Source organism: Roseateles sp. GW821-FHT03B02, from assembly GCF_059421025.1.
Window position 1 is genome coordinate 394,428 of the sequence record NZ_JBWKUV010000004.1, and the last position, 19,733, is coordinate 414,160.

12 protein-coding genes are annotated in these 19,733 nt (G+C 69.7%); 11 read left to right on the forward strand and 1 reads right to left on the reverse strand.

The features are described 5' to 3' along the window. Nucleotides 1-71: 71 nt before the first annotated feature. Complete coding sequence (locus AC07VX_RS14155) at nt 72-2,474, forward strand: CehA/McbA family metallohydrolase (RefSeq protein ID WP_493165362.1); 2,403 nt, start codon at nt 72-74, stop codon at nt 2,472-2,474. 135 nt (nt 2,475-2,609) lie between these two features. On the opposite strand, the gene AC07VX_RS14160 is transcribed toward AC07VX_RS14155, so the two are convergent. Further along, nucleotides 2,610-2,813 carry a DUF1737 domain-containing protein gene (locus tag AC07VX_RS14160; RefSeq protein ID WP_493165363.1) on the reverse strand — a complete coding sequence of 68 codons (204 nt, stop codon included), beginning with the start codon at nt 2,811-2,813 and terminating at the stop codon, nt 2,610-2,612. Between the two features lie 158 nt (nt 2,814-2,971). Here AC07VX_RS14160 and AC07VX_RS14165 point away from each other — a divergent pair, with 158 nt between their 5' ends. The 10 genes from AC07VX_RS14165 to AC07VX_RS14210 are packed head-to-tail and all read left to right on the forward strand — an operon-like array spanning nt 2,972 to nt 19,706. After that, nucleotides 2,972-4,318: a GH1 family beta-glucosidase gene (locus tag AC07VX_RS14165; RefSeq protein WP_493165364.1), complete on the forward strand. Its 1,347-nt coding sequence runs from the start codon at nt 2,972-2,974 to the stop codon at nt 4,316-4,318. A gap of 4 nt (nt 4,319-4,322) precedes the next feature. Then, the gene (locus AC07VX_RS14170; RefSeq protein WP_493165365.1) at nt 4,323-5,330 is read left to right on the forward strand and encodes a LacI family DNA-binding transcriptional regulator; all 1,008 of its coding nucleotides are present in this window, start codon (nt 4,323-4,325) and stop codon (nt 5,328-5,330) included. 38 nt (nt 5,331-5,368) lie between these two features. After that, on the forward strand, nt 5,369-8,305 hold the full coding sequence (locus AC07VX_RS14175; RefSeq protein ID WP_493165366.1) for a TonB-dependent receptor: 2,937 nt from the start codon (nt 5,369-5,371) through the stop codon (nt 8,303-8,305). Nucleotides 8,306-8,355: 50 nt separating this feature from the next. After that, complete coding sequence (locus AC07VX_RS14180; RefSeq protein WP_493165367.1) at nt 8,356-9,771, forward strand: glucoamylase family protein; 1,416 nt, start codon at nt 8,356-8,358, stop codon at nt 9,769-9,771. Nucleotide 9,772: 1 nt separating this feature from the next. After that, entirely contained in the window at nt 9,773-11,041 is a 1,269-nt protein-coding gene (locus tag AC07VX_RS14185) for a sugar ABC transporter substrate-binding protein (RefSeq protein ID WP_493165368.1), read from the forward strand. Further along, nucleotides 11,038-11,934: a carbohydrate ABC transporter permease gene (locus AC07VX_RS14190; RefSeq protein ID WP_493165369.1), complete on the forward strand. Its 897-nt coding sequence runs from the start codon at nt 11,038-11,040 to the stop codon at nt 11,932-11,934. Before AC07VX_RS14185 ends, AC07VX_RS14190 begins: the two co-directional genes overlap by 4 nt. After that, nucleotides 11,931-12,743 carry a carbohydrate ABC transporter permease gene (locus tag AC07VX_RS14195; RefSeq protein WP_493165370.1) on the forward strand — a complete coding sequence of 271 codons (813 nt, stop codon included), beginning with the start codon at nt 11,931-11,933 and terminating at the stop codon, nt 12,741-12,743. Before AC07VX_RS14190 ends, AC07VX_RS14195 begins: the two co-directional genes overlap by 4 nt. Then, the gene (locus tag AC07VX_RS14200) at nt 12,740-15,697 is read left to right on the forward strand and encodes a glucosidase family protein (protein WP_493165371.1); all 2,958 of its coding nucleotides are present in this window, start codon (nt 12,740-12,742) and stop codon (nt 15,695-15,697) included. Before AC07VX_RS14195 ends, AC07VX_RS14200 begins: the two co-directional genes overlap by 4 nt. Beyond that, nucleotides 15,694-16,419 (forward strand): carboxylesterase family protein, encoded by a 726-nt coding sequence (locus AC07VX_RS14205; protein WP_493165372.1) that lies wholly within the window; start codon nt 15,694-15,696, stop codon nt 16,417-16,419. Before AC07VX_RS14200 ends, AC07VX_RS14205 begins: the two co-directional genes overlap by 4 nt. Then, entirely contained in the window at nt 16,416-19,706 is a 3,291-nt protein-coding gene (locus AC07VX_RS14210; protein WP_493165373.1) for a hypothetical protein, read from the forward strand. The genes AC07VX_RS14205 and AC07VX_RS14210 overlap by 4 nt, the downstream gene beginning before the upstream one ends. Nucleotides 19,707-19,733: the final 27 nt, after the last annotated feature.

Genomic DNA, 19,733 nt, shown 5'->3' on the forward strand with positions numbered 1-19,733 from the left:
TGGACTCGGTCCGGTGCTGACACGACAGTCCGCCGCTTCGCCGGCGCAGCCGGTCCAGCCGAGAACGCGTCATGACCCTTGCTCGACATCTTCCGCCCGCCCTGCTCGCGCTGCTGCTCGCCGCCTGCGGTGGCGGCAACGGCGGCGCGCCCCAGGCCACACCGCAGGCCGAGGACGGGCTGGCCAGGACCGCCGCCGCACACCCGCGCGCCAAGGACCCCGATCACCACGAGTTCTCGGCCACGCTGTCCGCGCCCTTCGCCGTCGCGGCCGCCAGCGGTGAACGCGTGTTCACCGTGCAGATGGACCACCCCGGCATCGCCGACGGCCAGGTCTTCGCCTGGGCCTTGAGCCTGGTCGACGCGCAAGGCCTCGTGCTGCAGCGCTGGAGCGGCGAGTCCCGCTACGCGGGCGCCCCGGTGACGGCCAGCGTGCGCTGGGCCGGCCGCGGCACCGGCGGCACGGCCCTGGCCGACGGCCTCTACCAGCTCAAGCTCGAGGCCGCGAGCCTGGATGCCGCTACCGCACTGAGCCAGGGCGCGACGACCGGCCGTGCCGAGCGCCTGCTGGCGGCCGCGGCAGCGTCGGACCATGCCGAGCAGCAATGGCCCGTGGCGCTGGGCCAGCCGGCGGCCGTGGCGCTGCCGCCGTTCGCACCCATGGCCACCGCCGCCGGCCGCGGCCTCGTCAAGGCGCAGTCGGCGCCGGCCCTGGGCAGCCTGCCCTACACCGTCCACTACGCCAATCTGCACAGCCAGACGAATGATTCCGATGGCGGTGGTGCCATCGGCAGCTGCTCCTCGTCGCAGCCCGCGCAGACCGGCGCCTACGGCCCGGCCGACGCCTTCGCCTACGGCAAGACGGCCGGCCTGGACATCCTGATGTCGTCCGAGCACAACCACTACTTCGACGGCTCCTCCAGCACCAACGCCAGCGGCAGCGCCGCCACGGCCAAGAGCCGCTACCAGGCGGGCCTCGGCGCTGCCGCCGCTGCGTCGACGACCGCCTACCTCGCCCTCTACGGTATGGAATGGGGCGTCATTAGCAACGGCGGCCACATGAACATCTTCAACAGCAACGAGCTGTTCGCCTGGGAGTACAACAGCAGCAACCAGCTGTTTGGCGACCGTTTCACTGCCAAGAGCGACTACGCGTCGCTGTACGCGACGATGCGCCAGCTCGGCCTCGTCGGCCAGTTCAACCACCCCGACACGACCGGCCAGTTCCTCGTCGGCGGCACCGACCTGGGCTACAGCGCCGACGGCGACGAGGTCATGGTGCTGACGGAGATCCTGAACAGCTCGGCCTTCTCGTCCAACACGACCGAGACGGAGACAGGGCTGTCCAACTTCGAGGCGGCATTCAACAAGCTGCTGGAGCGTGGCTATCACGTGGCACCCGCCAGCAACCAGGACAACCACTGCGCCAACTGGGGCAAGTCGTACACCAACCGCACCGGCGTGCTCATCCCGAGCGGCACGGCGCTGAGCAAGGCCAGTTTCCTTGACGCCGTCAAGGCGCGCCGCGTCTTCGCGACGATGGACAAGACCGCGCAGATCGTGCTCACCGCCAACGGCCATGTGATGGGCGAGCGCTTTGCCAGCAGCGGCGCACTCAGCCTCAGCGTCGGCTATGCCAGTGGCAGCGGCAAGACAGCCGCCAGCGTGCAGATCTTTGAAGGCGTGTCCAAGCGCAACGGCACCGTCAGCCTGCTGGCCAGCAGCGCCACGGCCAGCACGACGCCGGCCATCGGCGAGCATTTCTACTACGCCAAGATCACGCAGAGCGACGGCAAGATGCTGTGGACGGCGCCGGTCTGGGTCACTCAGTCCAATGCCCAGGCAGACACCACGCCGCCCACCGCGACGGCCAGCGAGACCGGCACTGCCGGCACCATCACGCTGTCGGCCACGGCCAGCGACGACGTCGGCGTGGCCCGGGTGGACTTCGTCGTGGACGGTGTCGTGAAGGGCAGCGACACGACGGCGCCCTATTCGATGACGCTGGACTCGACGACGCTGGCCAACGGCAGCCACAGCCTGGTGGCCCGCGCCTACGACGCGGCAGGCAACTCGGGGGCTTCGTCGGCCGTCGGCTTCAGCATCAGCAACGCCGGCGCGACGCTCAACGAGACCGAGTCCAACGGCACCATCGCCACCGCCAACGTCGTCACCAGCCAGACGAGCATCGTCGGCACCATGGGCAGCACGACCGACAAGGACTACTTCAAGGTCACGCTGGCGGCGGGCAAGACGCTGCGCGTGGACATGAGCTGCCCCGCGGCCTTTGACTACGACCTCTACCTGCACAACGCCGGCGGCACCACGCTGACCTCGTCGGAAAGCGCCACCTGCACCGAGTCCCTGAGCTACAAGAACGCCGGCAGCTCGGCCCTGGCCGTCTTCATCCGCGTGGGGGCCTACTCGGGCAGCAGCAGCACGCAGCCCTACACGCTGACGCTGAGCTACCCCTGATCGACCCGGCGGCCCTGCCGGTAGCCGGCATCGCCGTCGAACACCCCGAAAAGCCCGGCACCCTCGTCGCGCCTTTGCCGCGGGCGGCCCGACCGTCATGATGCCGGCGGGCGCCCCCGGTGAGGGCGCGCAAGCTCAGCCTGCCACGGGCTCGGGCTCGCCGGCCAGTGGCCAGAGCAGCGCCTGGGCCACGATGACGCGCTCGCCATTGAAGGTCGCAGCGGGCGAGCCGTAGAGCCGGTAGCCCAGGGCCAGCGCTTCGCTGACACGATGGCAGAAGCTGGCGTCGTCGGGGCCCGTCAGGAGGCGGTAGACAGGCAGGTCGTTCGGTGGCGTCATGGCTGGCCGAGGTGTGAGCGGGAGCGAAGCCTAACCTTCCATGCCAACGCCAGTCGCTGTGCCGGGTAAACACGCTGTTGACTCCTCCAGCGATCAAGGAAAGAATGCATGTAAACGTTTACATGAAACCGGCAGGCGCAAGCCGAGCCGGCACACGGATGAGACAACCGTTCCCGCCCGGCTTCCTCTGGGGCTGTGCGACTTCTGCCTATCAGATCGAAGGCTCGCCGCTGGCCGATGGCGCCGGCGTCAGCAACTGGCACCGCTTCGTGCGCACGCCAGGCCGCGTGCTCGGCGGCGACACCGGCGACGTGGCCTGCGACCACTACCGCCGCATGAAGGACGACGTCGCCCTGATGCGCGAGCTTGGGCTGACGGCCTACCGCTTCAGCATCGCCTGGAACCGCGTGTTGCCCGAAGGGCGCGGCAAGGTGAATGCGGCGGGCCTGGGCTTTTACGAGCGTCTCGTCGACGAACTGTTGGCCGCCGGCATCACGCCGATGGCGACGCTTCACCACTGGGATTTGCCTGCCACGCTGGACGATCGCGGTGGCTGGCTCAACCCCGACATGCCGGACTGGTTCGCCGACTATGCCCAGGTTTGCTTCCGGACCCTGGACGATCGCGTGCCGATGTGGGTGACGCTCAACGAACCCTGGGTGGTGGCCGACGGTGGCTTCATGCACGGCGCGCTGGCGCCGGGCCACAAGAGTGCCTACGAGGCGGCCATCGCCGCGCACCGGCTGATGCAGGCCCATGCCAAGGGCGTGCAGGCCTACCGGGCGACCGGCAGGAACCAGATCGGCCTGGTCGTCAACATCGAGCCCAAGCATCTGCCGCCCGACGCCAGCGAGTACGACCGCCATGCCGCGAAGCTGGCCGATGCCTACATGAACCGGCAGTACCTCGACCCGGCCCTGCTGGGCAGCTACCCCGAGGAGCTGCGCGAGGTCTTCGGCGAAGCCTGGCCCGACTGGCCGGCGGCGGAAGTCGAGTCACTGAAGCAGCCCATCGACTTCCTCGGCCTGAACTACTACACCCGCGCCGTCGTGCGCCACGATGCCAAGGCCTGGCCGGTGCCCGCCGCGCCGCAGCGCCAGCCCGGCGGCATCTACACCGAGACCGGCTGGGAGTTGCACCCGCAGGGCCTGGCCGACACCCTGGTGTGGATGCACGAGCGCTACGGCGGTCTGCCGCTGTACGTGACCGAGAACGGCGCCGCCTTCTATGACCCGCCCGTGGCCATAGCCGGCCGCGTCGACGACCCGTTGCGCGTGCACTATCTGCGCACCCATATCGCCGCCGTGCAGGACGCCATCCAGCGCGGAGCCGACGTGCGCGGCTACTGCGCCTGGTCGCTTTTCGACAACCTCGAATGGGCCCTGGGCTACGCCAAGCGCTTCGGCCTCGTGCATGTGGACTTCCAGACACAGAAGCGCACGCCCAAGGCCAGCGCGCGCTTCTATGCCGAAGTCATCGCCTCACACGGCGCCAACCTGGGTTGAATTGATGAGTGTCACCCCCGCCACGATCAAGGATGTCGCCCGTGTCGCGGGTGTCTCGGTGGCCACCGTGTCGCGCGCGCTGAACGGCGCCGAGAACGTGCTGCCCGACACCCGCCAGCGCATCGTCGAGGTCGCCCGCGAGTTGCGCTACAGCCCGTCCGGTGCCGCGCGCAGCCTCATCACGCGCCGCACCGACACCGTCGGCGCTCTGCTGCCCGACCTGCACGGCGAATTCTTCTCTGAACTCATCCGCGGCATCGACCAGGCCGCCCGCGCGCGCGGCCTGCACCTGCTGCTGTCAAGCTCCCACGACGACGCCGACGAGGCTGCCGCCGCGCTGCGGGCCATGAATGGCCGCGTCGACGGCCTGCTCGTCATGTCGCCGCACGCCGACGACGATTTCCTGTCGCAGAACCTGCCGCCCAACCTGCCGGCCGTGCTGTTGAACTCCGGCGTGAAGAAGCCGACCCAGCCCGTCTTCGCCGTCGACAACTTCGGCGGCGCGCGCGCGATGACCGAGCACCTCGTGTGCAGCGGCCGCCGCCGCATCGCCTTCCTCGGCGGCCCGGCGGCCAACTTCGAGGCGCGCGAGCGCGAGCGCGGCTACCGCGCCGGCCTGGGCGCAGCAGCCGAGCCCTGGTTGCTGGCCGGCGACTTCTCCGAATCCGCCGGTCAGCGCGCCGCGGCGGCCCTGCTGGCCCTGCCTACCGCCGAGCGGCCCGATGCCGTCTTCGCCGCCAACGACATCATGGCCATCGGCCTGCTCGGCGCCTTGCAGGCCGGCGGCGTGCGTGTGCCGCAAGACGTGGCGCTGGCGGGCTTCGACGACATTCCCGTCGCCCGCTATGTGTCCCCCGCCCTGACCACCATGCGCGTGCCCATCGCCGCCATGGGCGGTCAGGCCCTCGAAGCGCTGGCCCAAGCCCTGGACCGCGACGCGGCAGAGGCGAACACCACCGTCATGCCGGTGCAACTCGTCGTGCGCAGTTCCTGCGGCGCGGCAAAGACCTGATCCCGTCCTCATCACAGCACAACACAGGAGACATGGACATGAGCACGATTTCGAACCGCAAGCCCTGGCGCCGTCACGCCCTTCACTCAGCGATCACCACCGCCGTCTTCCTCGCGCTGGCCGGTGCCGCGTCGGCCCAGGTCAGCACGGCCACCATCAAGGGCGCGGTCCAGGGCGAGCAGCGCGCCGGCCTGACCGTCGTCGCCGTCAACCTGGCCAATGGCGCCACCTACCGCGCGCAGACCCTGGCCGACGGCAGCTACACGCTGCTGGGCCTGGCGCCGGGCAGCTACGAGATCCGCGTCGGCAACGCCAAGTCGGAGCGTGTCACGCTGGCCGTCGGCGAGACCGCCTCGCTGGACCTGCAGCTGGGCACCACCACCAACCTCGGCACCGTCACCATCCTCGGCACCGCGCAGCGCCAGGGGGTGCGCGACTCGCAGATGGGCACCAACGTCTCCGCCAAGATGCTGGAGAGCCTGCCGCAGACGACGCGTAACTTCCTCAGTGCCATCGACCTCGCCCCCGGCGTGGCCTACCAGTCCGACGGCAACGGCTATACCTCGGTGCAGGCTGGCGCTCAAAACTTTGACCATGTAAACGTCTTCATCGACGGCGTGGGCCAGAAGAACAACATCCTGCGCGGCGGCCTCTCGGGCCAGGAGACCTCGCGCGGCAACCCGTTCCCGCAATCGGCCATTGCCGAATACAAGGTCATCACGCAGAACTACAAGGCCGAGTTCGACCAGGTCAGCAGCGCCGCCATCACGGCCATTACACGCTCGGGCAGCAACCAGCTCCACTTCGACGCCTACGGCGACCGCACCGGCACCAACTGGCGTGCGATGACGATCTACGAGCAACAGCGCGAGGCCGCCGGTGTGCCGCGTCCGCCATCGAGCAAGAACGAATACGGCTTCAGCGTCGGCGGCCCCATCAAGCTGGACCAGGCGCATTTCTTCTTCGCCTACGACGGCAAGAGCATCGACGACTCGCGCCAGATCGTGCTGCGCAACCGCGACAAGCTGCCCAGCGCTGGCGTCGTGCCGGGCCTGGTGGCGGCCCAGGGCAACCAGGTCGACAACTTCAAGGAACACCTGCTGTTCGGCAAGCTCGACATCAACATCGACGACGAGCAGCGCCTGAGCATCTCGGCCCGGCTGCGCCGCGAGAAGGACCGCGTGGCTGAGAACCGCGATCTCAGCCTGCCTGGCAACGACAAGGAGCGCAAGAACGACGAGACCCGCATCGATCTCAAGCACGAGTGGGCGCGCGGCCCCTGGCTGAGCGAGGCGCGCACCGGCTACGAGGACTACACCTGGAACCCGCACGCCGCCGTCAGCTCGGCCTTCATCAAGTACAAGGTCGGCAACAGCCCGGCCCAGGTGCTGAGCGCAGCGGACGACGTCATCTTCGGCGGCGGCTCGCCCGATGCGCAGAACCGCAAGCAGAAGGGCCTCTACGTTGGCGAGGACCTCACTTACACCGGCATCGCCGGCCATGTGCTCAAGGTCGGCGCCAAGCTCAAGGCCATGAAGTACGAGCTCGGCGGCACCTCGCGCAGCGTTGATGTCGTTGAGGCCCTGATCGACCGCACCACTGGCAACCTCTACTACGACGGTACGGCCTGCACCGGCACCAACGTCACCAACGGCGGCAGCAACAGCGACCAGTGCAAGATCGACCGCGCGCTGCAGAGCGTGGACGTCAACTTCAACAACAAGCAGTTCGGCCTCTACCTGCAGGACGACTGGGCGCTGAGCAAGCAGCTCGAGCTCAACCTGGGCATCCGCTGGGACTACGAGTCCAACATGCTGAACAACGACTACGTCACGCCGGCCGACCGCGTCACCGCGCTGCGCGCGCTGGACGTGCCGCGCTGGGGCCTGACGCCGCCGGCCGGCCAGACCTATGCGCAGTCCCTCGCCAAGGGCGGCGTCAACATCGATGACTACATCAGCACCGGCGGCTCGCGCCGCGCCTACAAGGGCGCCTTCGCACCGCGCCTGGGCGCGTCCTACGACCTGTTCGGCGACCGCATGTCCGTGCTCTTCGGTGGCTGGGGCCGCAGCTATGACCGCACCATGGCCAACCACGCGCTGGACGAACTGCAGAAAAACAAGCAGCCCGGCGGCGAGATCTGGCTGATCAACAACAAGGTCAAGCTGCCCTTCGCCGACCAGTTCAGCATCGGCCTGCGCCAGGCCCTGGGCGCCTGGAACGCCGAGATCGCGCTAAGCCAGGTGAAGGCCAAGAACCAGTTCGTCTGGTTCGGCGGCAACCGCGACGCTAACGGCGGCTGGGCCACTCAGAGCCCCATCGACCCGCTTTGGGGCGGGCCCAACGGCTATGGCACGCTGATCCTGGGCGACTCGGTCGGCGAGACCAAGACCAACGCCGTGCTCGTCAGCGCCGCCAAGCCCTACACGTCGGCCTCCGGCTGGGCGGTCAACATCGCCTACACCTACAGCGATGCGAAGACCACGCACAAGGAGTGGAAGAACGACATCTTCGACTGGACCTATGGTCGCAGCACCCACGGCTGGAACCCCTCGGCCGACGTCAGCAAGCACCGCCTCGTGGCCGCCGGCGTCGTCGACCGTCTGTTGCCCTGGGACATGTCGCTGTCGGGCAAGGCCACCTGGGCCAGCGGCGCGCCGCGCCGCGTCACGTCCTGCGCCGCTGGCTGGGACAAGTGCGTGAGCGTCGAGGGCGACGGCCCGGTGTTCCGCCAGATCGATGTCGGCATCGCCAAGGCCATGCAGTTCGGCCCGCATCGCGTCAGCCTGCGCATGGACATCATCAACCTGTTCAACACGACCAACTACGACGGTCTTGACGACTGGGGCGGCGGCCCGGTGGCGCCCGGCCAGAAGGCCAACAAGTACGGCGGCGACAACCTCAACGTCGGCACGCCCAACAGCGTGAAGGACCCGGCGCGCACGGTGAAGCTCACCGCGAGCTACTCGTTCTGACGCTGCCCTGAAACGTGGGAGCGCGGCGCGCTCCCACAATCGACACCACCATGGACTTGCTGACCCGACGTGCCCTGCTGTTGCACGGCGCCGGCTTCGCGCTGGCTGCTGCCCTGCCCAGCCAGGCGGCTGCACTGGCCGCCGACGCCTTCTTGGCCGACCTCGAACGCCGCACCTTCGACTTCTTCTGGGAGACGACCGATGCGAAGACGGGCCTCGCGCCCGACCGCTGGCCGACGCCTTCGTTCGCCAGCATCGCGGCGGTCGGCTTCGCGCTCAGCGCCTATCCCATCGGCGTGGCGCGCGGCTACATCACCCGGGCCCAGGCGCGCGAACGCACGTTGACCACACTGCGCTTCTTCGCCGGCCTGCCGCAAGGCCCGCAGGCGCGCGGCGTGGCCGGCCACAAGGGCTTTTTCTATCACTTCCTCGACATGAAGGAAGGCCTGCGCTTCGCCCAGTGCGAGCTTTCCACCGTCGACACCGCCCTGCTGCTGATGGGCGCCCTGCATGCACAGAGCTTCTTCGACGGCGAGCATGCCGACGAGGCCGTCATCCGCAGGCTGGTGGACGAGCTCTATGGCCGTGTCGACTGGGCCTGGGCGCAGGTGCGCCCGCCCTCCATCAGCCATGGCTGGACGCCCGAGGCCGGCTTCATCGCCTCCGACTGGAAGGGCTACAACGAGGCCATGATGGTCTATCTGCTGGCCCTGGGTTCACCCACACGGCCGGTGCTTCCTGAGGCTTACGACGCCTGGCTCAGCACCTACGACGCGCACAGCTGGGGCGAGAGCTACGGCCAGACCTTGCTACGCTTCCCGCCGCTGTTCGGCCACCAGTTCACGCACTGCTGGGTGGACTTCCGCGGCATCCGCGACCGCTACATGGCGGCCAAGGGCTTCGACTATTTCGAGAACTCGCGCCGCGCCACCTACGCCCAGCAGGCCTATGCCAAGGCCAACCCGCTGGGCTGGCAGGGCTACGACGCCGAGGTCTGGGGTGTCAGCGCCAGCGACGGCCCGGCCGACGTCACGCTGCCCTACACGACGACCGCCGGCAAGACCGAGCCGCGCCGTTTCATCAGCTATGCCGGCCGCGGCATGGGCCTGTACGACGATGGCACGTTGGCGCCATACGCGGCCGGCAGCTCCATCGCCTTCGCGCCGGAGATCGTCATCCCCGCGCTGATGGCCATCAAGCAACGCTATCCCCACGCCTGGGGCCGCTACGGCTTCTGGGATGCCTTCAACCCCAGCTTCAACGACCGCGACGTCAAGCTCACGCATGGCCGCATCGAGCCCGGCAAGGGCTGGGTGGACACCGACATGCTGGGTATCGACCAGGGACCGCTGCTGGCCATGATGGGCAACCACCGAGGCGAGTTGATCTGGCAGGCCATGCGCAAGAACGCCCATCTGGTCAGAGGCCTGAAGCGTGCCGGCTTCACCGGGGGCTGGATCGGCTGAGATGAAACGCCGCGACCTGCTCACGGCCACCGCCGCCGCGGCGCTCACGGGCTGCGCGCGCGACGACGGCACGACCACGCTGCGCTTCTGGGCCATGGGCCGCGAGAGCGAGGTCGTAGCCGAGCTGATGCCCGCCTTCGAGCGCGAGCACCCCGGCGTGCGCGTGAAGGTCGAGCAGCTGCCCTGGACGGCCGCGCACGAGAAGCTGCTGACTGCCTTTGCCGGCGACGCCACGCCCGACCTGGCCCAGGTCGGCAACACCTGGCTGCCCGAAATGCAGGCCCTGGGTGCGCTGGAGCCGCTGGAGCCCTGGCTGGCGCGCACGCCGGCGCTGGGCGCCGGCGATTACTTCGACGGCATCTGGGCTACCAACGCCCCCGCGGGGCAGCGCGTGGGCCTGCCTTGGTACGTCGACACGCGGCTGATGTTCGTGCGCCAGGACCTGCTGGCGCAGGCCGGCATCCCGTCCATGCCGGTGAGCTGGGACGACTGGCGTGCCACGCTGGCCCGGTTGCGCGAACGCGGCATGGACAAGCCCATCTTGCTGCCCACCAACGAGTCCGCGCCGCTGCTGGCCCTGGCCCTGCAGCAGCCGGGCGAGGTGCTGCGCGACGGTGGCCGCTACGGCAACTTCTCGGGCCCGGGTTTCCGCAAGGCCCTGGCCTTCTACCTGGAGCGCTTCCAGCGCGGCGAGGCGCCCGGCGTCAGCGAGGTGCAGATCGGCAACCTGTGGCATGAGTTCGGCCGCGGGCATTTCGCCTTCTACCTGTCGGGGCCCTGGGACATCGGCGAATTCAAGCGCCGTCTGCCACCCGAACTGGCCCACGCGTGGACCACCGCCGAGTTGCCCGGCCCGAACGGGCCTGGCATGTCCACCGCCGGCGGTGCCAGCCTTGCCGTGTTCAGGCGCTCGCGTCACAAGGCGGAAGCCTGGGCGCTGATCAGCTACCTGAGCCGGCCCGACGTGCAACTCGAGTTCTATCGCCTTACCGGCGACCTTCCGGCGCGGCGCAGTGCCTGGGCCTTGCCGCTGAACGGCGCCACGCTGGCCGAGGACCGCCACGCCGCCGCCTTCCACCGCCAGTTGCAACGCGTGCGTGCGGCGCCGGCCGTGCCGGAGTGGGAGCGCGTCGAAAAGGAGATGCAGCTCGCTGCCACGCGCGCGGTGCATGGCGTGACCGATCTCGACACGACGGTGCGCAAGCTCGATGCCCTCGTTGACGGCATCCTCGAAAAGCGGCGCTGGATGCTGGACAGGAAGGTCTCGTGAAGCGCGCCGGTCGGGAGTCCCTCGCCGCCTGGGCCTTCGCCGCCCCAGCGCTGATCGTCATCGCGCTTTTCTTCGGCGTGCCCGTCTTCGCCGGCCTGCTGCTGAGCCTGACGGACTTCGACATCTATGCCCTGGCCGACCTGCGCAATCTGCGCTGGCAAGGCCTGGACAACTATGTCCATGTGCTCAGCCTGCCGCTGTTCTGGAAGGCCCTGGGAAACACGGTCTACTTCGTCGTGTTGGGTGTGCCGCTGTCCATCGGCGTGTCGCTGGCCGCGGCGGTGCTGCTGCAGTCCAAATTCGTTCGCTTCAAGCCGCTGCTGCGCACCGCCCTGTTCGCGCCGGTGGTGACGACGCTGGTCGCGGTCGCCGTCATCTGGCGCTATCTCTTTCACGTCAAGTACGGCCTCGTGAACCACACGCTGCAGTCGCTGGGCCTGGACCCGGTGGACTGGCTGGGCGACCCGCACTGGTCGATGCCCACCATCATCCTCTTCGCGGCCTGGAAGAACTTCGGCGGCAACATGATCATCTTCATCGCCGCGCTGCAGGCCGTGCCGCAGGATCTCTACGAAGCCGCGCGACTGGACGGCGCACGCAGCTGGGCGCAGTTCCGCTACATCACGCTGGCCAGCATCGCGCCGACGCTGCTGATGGTCAGCATCCTCACCACGGCCGGCTACTTCCAGCTCTTCGCCGAGCCCTATGTGATGACCCAGGGGGGGCCGCTGCAGAGCACGGTCAGCGTGCTCTACCTGATGTACGAGGAAGGCTTCAAGTGGTGGAACCTGGGCCTGGCCTCGGCCGTGGCCTTTGTCCTCTTCGTCATCATCGTGGTGGTCAGCAAGGGACTGATCTCGCTGCAGCGCCGGCTGACGGGGGAGGGCGCATGAAGCCCAGAGCCCTTGTTGTCAACGGCCTGCTGTGGGCCTTCGCTGCGCTGGCAGCCTTCCCGCTGGTGTGGATGGTCTGCGTGTCGCTGATGCCGGCAGGCACAGCCCAGAGCCTGCCGCCGCCGCTGATCCCGCGGCACCCGACGCTGGCCCACTACCAGCAGCTGCTGGGCGATGGCGGCCTCAAGCGCGCCTTCGTCAACAGCCTGGGCCTGGCGGTGGTCAGCACCTGGGTCTCGGTCAGCTTCAACACGCTGGCGGGCTATGCCTTCGCCAAGCTGCGCTTTCGCCACCGAGAGCGCTTCTTCGGCCTGCTGATCGCGGCCCTGGTCATCCCCGGCCAGGTCGCCATGCTGCCGCTGTTCCTGATGCTCAAGGGCCTGGGGCTTGTGAATACCTGGATGGGCGTGCTCATCCCGAGCATGGCCGGCATCTTCGGCATCTTCCTCGTGCGCCAGTACGCGCGTGGCGTGCCGGACGAACTCATCGAGGCCGCCCGCATCGACGGTGCCGGCGAATGGCGCATCTTTTGGAGCGTCGTGCTGCCGACGCTCAAGCCGGTGCTGGTCACGCTGGCCGTATTCGCCTTCCTCGGCAGCTGGAACGATTTCATGTGGCCGCTGATCGTGTTGACCGATGGCGACATGCACACGCTGCCGGTGGCGCTGGCGGCCTTGTCCCGCGAGCATGTGCAGGACAGCGAGTTGATGATGGCCGGCGCCGTCATCACGGTGCTGCCGGTGCTGGGCCTGTTCGTCGCCCTGCAGCGCTATTACATGCAGGGCCTGCTGATGGGAAGCGTGAAGTGAAGCAGCTGCTGTCTTGCGCCCTCCTGCTGGCCGTCCAGTGCGCCGGCGCCGCCGTGCTCGACGACATGAAGGACGCTGGCGCCTGGAAGGCCACCGCTTCCGACCAGGTCAAGGCGGTCTTGCGTCGCGACACCAGGGACGACAGCCTCTGCCTGGACTACGACTTCGCCGGTGTTTCTGGCTATGCCGTCATGCGCCGCGAGCTGCCAGTCGACTGGCCGGCCGACTTCGCGCTGACGCCCCGGTTCAAGGGCAATGGCCAGGGCAACGACGTGCAGATCAAGTTGGTCGACTCGAGCGGCGACAACGTGTGGTGGATCAACCGCCCGGCCCTGGTCCTGCCCGACACGCTGACCGAGACGCGCTTCAAGCGTCGCCACGTTGCCTTCGCCTGGGGTCCGACCCAGGACCGTGTGCTCAAGCGCAGCCGGTTCATCGAGTTTGTCGTCGTTGCGGGCCAGCAGGGCGGTGGTGCGGGGGCACTCTGTGTCGGCGCGCTGGCCATGGAGCCGCGCGAGCCGGCGCCCGAGACCTGGCCTGAACCGCGACGCAAGCTCGGCGGCGGTGAATTGACGCTGGACTTCCAGCGCCTGCGCGAGTTCAACGGGCTTTGGTTTGCCACGGGCGGGGCCACGCGCGTCGAGGTGTCGGACGACAACCGGCGCTGGAAGCTGCTGTCCAGCCAGCCCGGCCGGGCGCTTTTTCTCGGCGAACAGGAATGGCGCTGGATTCGCCTGCGCCATGAGGGCAGGAAGCCGCCCGAGGTGGAACTGCGTGACGCGGCCCGATGGCCGGACCGCAATGCCGCCGTTGCGGAGCTGGCCAGGGCTCTGCCCCGTGGCGACCTGCCGCGTGCGTTCCTCGGCGAGCAGAACTACTGGACCGTCGTCGGAGTGGACGGCGGTGCGCAGCGTTCGGGCCTGGTCAGCGAGGACGGCGCCGTCGAGCTGACGCGCGGCGGGCCCAGCATCGAGCCAGCGGTCAGGCTGGATGACGGTCGTCTCGTGACCTGGACTCAGGTGCGTAGCGAGCCCAGCCTCGTCGAGCAGGCGCTGCCCGTCGTGCAATGGCGGCATGCCGATGTCGAGCTGCGAGTAGAAGCCGCTGCCGACGGGCCGGCCAAGGCCCCGCAACTGCTGGTCCGCTACACGCTGCGCAACCCGACGGGCAAGGCGCAGCACTACGCGCTGCTGCTGGCGCTGCGTCCCTGGCAGGTCAACCCGCCGCAGCAATTCCTGTCGACGCAGGGCGGCATCAGCCCGCTGCCCGCGCTGACCTGGGCCGAGGGCCGGTTGGCCGCGGCGGCCTTGACCATCAAGCCCCGCGAGACGCCCACCGAAGTCCGCGCTGCGCCATGGCACAGCGGGCCTGGCCTGGCGACGTTGCTGCAGGCACCCCTGCTGACCCGGCTCACGGACAGCGAAAGCCTGCCCTCGGCGCTGATGCGCTTTGACATCCATCTCGCGCCCGGCGAGGCACGCCGCCTGGGCTGGGTGACGGGCGGCGACGCCGCCGCCCTCGACACCCGCCTCGCCGTCGCTGCCGCGCAATGGCGCGATCGCCTTGGTGCGCTTGAGTTGAACCTGCCGCCTCAGGCCCGGCCGATCGCCGACACCATGCGCAGCGCGCTGGCCCAGATCCTGATGTCGCGCGACGGCCCGGCCCTGCGGCCCGGCACCCGCTCCTACGCCCGTTCCTGGGTGCGCGACGGCGCCATGATGGTGGCCGGACTCGTGCGCATGGGGGAGTTGCAGGCGGCGCGGGAGTTCGTCGACTGGTTCGGCAGCTACATCTTCGAATCCGGCAAGGTGCCATGCTGCGTGGACCAGCGCGGTGCCGACCCCGTCGTCGAGAACGACAGCCATGGCCAATACCTGTTCGCCGTCGCCGAGCTGTGGCGCCATACCCAGGACCGCACGCTGCTGGAACGCCACTGGCCTCGGGTGCAGCGCGTCGTCGCCTGGATGGAAGGCCTGCGCCTGAGTGAGCGAAAACCCGGTGCCGATCCGAGATTCAACGGCTTGATGCCGCCCTCCATCAGCCACGAGGGCTACAGCGACAAACCGGCCTATGCCTACTGGGACGACTTTTGGGCCCTGCGCGGCTACAAGGACGCCGTGCAGATCGCCCGGACCCTGGGCCACACCGCGGATGCCGTGCGCTGGGCCGTGTCGCGGGACGAGTTCGAGGCCGACCTCGGCGCCTCCATCACTGCGACCGCGCAGCACTACCGGCTGGACCACATCGCCGGTGCCGCCGACCGCGGCGACTTCGACGCGACCTCCACGACGATGGCGCTGAACCCGGCCCAGGCCGACAAGCTGCCGCCCGAGCTGCTGCGCGCCACCTTCGACCGCTACCTGGCCGATGCTGACGCGCGCATCACCGGCCGCAAGGCCTGGAAGGACTACACGCCTTACGAGCTGCGCAACATCAGCGCGCTGGTGCGGCTGGGGCGCGTGGACGAGGCCCACCGCCTGCTAGCCTGGTTCTTCAGGCACCAGCGCCCGGCCGGCTGGCAGCAGTGGGCCGAGGTCGTGCTGCCCGATGCGCGCCAGTTGCAGTTCCTGGGCGACATGCCGCATGCCTGGATCTCGTCCGACTATCTGCGCTCTGCCCTGGACCTGCTGGCCTACGAGCGAGAGTCCACCGGCAGCCTGGTGCTCGCCGCCGGCGTGCCGGCCGCATGGCGCGCGGCGGGCGACGTCGGCGTCACCGGCCTGTCCACCGCCTGGGGCCGGCTCGACTACCGGCTGCTGCGCCGTTCCGATGGTGGCTGGACGCTGCATATCGACCGTGCGCCTGAGCGCCTGCCGGGCGAGCTGCGCCTGGCCTGGCCGGGCGCGGAACGGTTGCCGCGCGCTACCGTCGATTCCGCAGGCCTGGCCTGGCAGGGCCGCGAGCTGCCGCTGCCGGCCGGTGCCACGACCATCCAACTGGAGCCCACGCCATGACGATCAACCGCCGTCAGCTGATGTTGTCGACGCCCGCCCTGCTGAGTGCCTGTGCCGCGCTGCCGCCGACACCGCCAGCAGGCCTTGCTGCCGGCGAGCAGCGACCCTGGGCCCTGGAGGGCGAACGCATGTGGGTGGCGCTGCCGCGCGAGTACGCGCAGCGCCGCGAGCGCTGGCCGCTGCTGATCTTTCTGCACGGCTCCGGTGAGCGCGGCACCGAGCTGGAGAAGGTCAGGGTGCACGGCCCGCCCAAGCTCGTCGCCCAGGGGGCGGCCTGGCCCTGCATCGTCGTCAGCCCGCAGCTGGAACAGAGCGCCGAATGGTGGGACACCCAACGGCTGCACAAGATGCTCGCCGCGCTCAAGGCCCGGTTGCATGTGGACCCGCAGCGCTGCCTCGGCACGGGCCTGTCCCTCGGTGGCTTTGGCATGTGGCACTGGGCGACGGCCTATCCGCGCGACCTCGCCGCCATCGCGCCCGTTTGTGGCTTCGGCGACCCTGCCAGGGTGGCCGTGATGCGCAGCGTGCCGGTGCGCGCCTACCACGGCGACCAGGACAGCGTCGTCCCCCTGGCGCCCCACTCCGCCTGCGTGGAGGCACTGCGCGCCGCGGGCGGCACGGCCTCGCTGACGGTCTACCCCGGCGTCGGCCATGACTCCTGGACGCCCGCCTACAACGACCCCGGGCTGCTTCCCTGGCTGCTGGCCCAGCGACAAACATGACCGTCCATTCGCTCCGCAACGCCGCCGGCCTCGAAGCCGAGCTGCTGTCCCATGGCGCGCTGCGCCGGCTGATGGCCGGGCCGGCCCTGATGCTCAACCTCTTTCCCGGCAACGAGCTGGAAGGCGGGCCGGCCAACGTCTGGCTGCGCCGGCGCGACGCGGGTGGTGACTGGCGTGTGGCGCCGCTGCTCGGGCCGCTGTCGCCGCTGAGCGCGCATGCCGGGGACGGCCGCTTCGAGATGCGCGGCAGTTGGGACGGGCTGGCGCTGCGCCTGCAACTGCGCCTCGCGGCGGACACGCCGGTGCTGTTCTGGCACCTGCAGGCCGAGAACCGCTCGGGCGCGGCCTGCGACATCGCCCCCGTCCTGGTGCAGGACGTGGGCCTGGCCGACTACGGCGCCGTGCGCACCAACGAGTTCTACGTCAGCCATTACATCGATCTGCAGCCGCTGCATGACGGCGCCCGAGGCGTGCTGCTGGCCGCGCGCCAGAACCAGGCCCAGCGCGGCCAGCACCCCTGGCTGCTGGCCGGCTCGCTGCGCCGCGCCGAGTCCTTCGCCACCGACGCGGCCCAGATCTGGGGGCAGGCGGCGCGCCAAGGTTTGCTGCAACCTGCGCCGCTGCCGGGCCAGCGCCTGCAGCAAGAGCATTCGGTCGTTGCGCTGCAGGACGAGGTCGTCACGCTTGCGCCCGGCGAGGCTCTGGCGGCGGGGTTCTTCCTAGCTCTGCAGGCCCACCACCCCGGGGCCAGCGGCAAGGCCGATCTGGCCGGGCTGCCGGCCCTGCTGGTGCTGCCAGAGGCGCAACCGGGCGAACCGCTCGACGCGCCTGGCCAGGCACCGGCGCCCAGTCTTTTCGCCAGCGCGCCGCTGCTGGCCAGCCTGGATCTCGGCGCCGAGGCGCGCCGCCATCTCTTCCCCGGCGAGCGCCGCCACGAGGAGTGGCAGGATGGCCAGTTGATGAGCTTCTTCACCGCCGAGGCCAGCCATGTCGTGCTGCGTGCCAAGGAGCTGCTGGTGCAGCGCCCGCACGGTCACATTCTGCGCAGTGGCGACCACCTCGTGCCCGACGAGACCGCGCTCACTTCGACCTGCTGGATGGGCGGCGTCTTCCACTCGATGCTGACCCAGGGGCATGTCAGCATCAACCGTCTGCTGTCCACGCAGCGCAGCCTGCTCGGCCTGTTCCGTACGGCCGGCCTGCGGCTGTTTGTTGAATCGGCAGGGCAGGGCTGGCGCCTGCTCGGCCTGCCCTCGGCCTTCGAGATGCAGCCGCAGCGCTGCCGCTGGCTGTACGCGCACGACGGCGGCCTCATCGAGGTCGTCGCCGAGGCCGGTGCCACGCCGGCGGCGATGGGCCTGGCGCTGCGCGTGCTGCAGGGTGGCCCGGTGCGCCTGCGTGCCACGCTCAACCTCGCGCTGGGCGGCGACGACGGCGCCGCGCCGCTCAAGCCTGGGTGGGCGCACAGCGGCGACCGCCTGCGGCTGACGCCCCCCCAAGGCAGCGAGCTGGCACAGCGCTTCCCCGGCGGCGGCTTCGACATCGACGCGCCCGGCCTGGACATCCTTGGCGACGACGGCCGGCTCTACGACGACGGCGCGAGCCGCGGCGAGCCGTTGCTGTGCCTGGACTTCGCGCCGGCCAGCGCCTTCACGCTGACGCTGCGCGGCGACCTGCTGCAGGCCAGGCCGCCCGTGCCCCAGCCCCTGCAGCTGCCGCAATGGCAGCTGGCCCAGCCCGCGCTCGCGCAGCTGCGCGACATCCTGCCCTGGTATGCCCACAACGCCCTGGTGCACTACCTGTCGCCGCGCGGCCTGGAGCAATACTCCGGCGGCGGCTGGGGCACGCGCGACGTCTGCCAGGGCCCGCTGGAGATGCTGCTGAGCCTGGGCCGGACCGCGCCTGTGCGCGACCTGCTGCTGCGTGTGTTCAGCGCCCAGAACCCGGACGGCGACTGGCCGCAGTGGTTCATGTTCTTCGAGCGCGAGGCCGGCATCCGCGCCGGCGACTCGCATGGCGACATCGTCTTCTGGCCGCTGCTCGGCCTGGCCCAGTACCTGATCGCCTCGGGCGACGCGGCCGTGCTGAACGAGGAGCTGCCCTTGCATGGCGGCGCGACGGCAACGCTGGCCGCCCATGTCGCGCGTGCGCTGGGCCTGATCCGCCAGCGCGTGGTGCCCGGCACCGGGCTGGCGGCCTACTGGCATGGCGACTGGAACGATTCGCTGCAGCCCGCCGACCCGGCGCTGCGCGAGCGACTGTGCAGCGCCTGGACGGTCACGCTGCACCACCAGATGCTGCACACGCTGGCCGCCGCCTTCGGCCGCATTGGCCGCCACGACGAGGCCGCCGCGCTGGCCGCCGAGGCGCTGGGCGTGCGCGCGGAGTTCCAGCGCCTGTTGGTGCAGGACGACGTCGTCGCCGGCTATGCGCTCTTCCCGCAGAGCTATCCCAAGCAAGGCGAACGCGAGCTGTGGATCCATCCGCGCGACACGCGCACCGGCTTGCGCTACAGCCTGCTGCCGATGATGCATGCCGTCATCGACGAGCTCCTCACACCCGAGCAGGCCGCCACGCAGGCAGCGCTGATCGAGCAGCATCTGAAGGGCCCGGACGGTGCCCGGTTGTTCGACGCGCCGCTGCCCTATCGCGGCGGGCCATCGCAGCTGTTCCAGCGCGCCGAGACCAGCAGCTTCTTCGGCCGCGAGATCGGCATCATGTACATGCATGCCCACCTGCGCTATGCGCAGATGCTGGCCCACCTGGGGCATGCCGAGGCCTTTCTGCAGGCGCTCACGCTCGCCCATCCGATTGCGCTGGCCGAGCGCGTGCCCAGCGCCAGCCCGCGCCAGGCCAACTGCTACTACTCCAGCTCCGACGCGGCCTTCGCCGACCGCTACGAGGCCCAGACCCGCTACGGTCGCGCGCTGGCCGGCCAAGTGGCGCTGGATGGCGGCTGGCGCATCTACTCCAGCGGCCCGGGCATCGCGCTGGGTCTGGTCATCGGTTCGCTTCTGGGGCTGCGCCTGGAGCACGAAGCGCTGGTTGTGGACCCCGTCATGCCTGCCGTGCTGGATGGCCTGAGCGTGCAGCTGCAACTGGCCGACCTGCGCTTCGAGCTGACCTACCAAGTCGGCCCGAGCGGCCATGGTGTCGGGCGCGTGTGCGACGACGCCGGCCGGGAACTTGCAGGCGAGCGACGGGCCCACGCCTATCGCACGGGCGCATTGGCGCTGCCGCGGCCGGCGCCCGGCAGCACCAGCCGGTGGACGATCACCCTGGGTTGAGCACCGTCACCGATTCAGGTGAGGCGC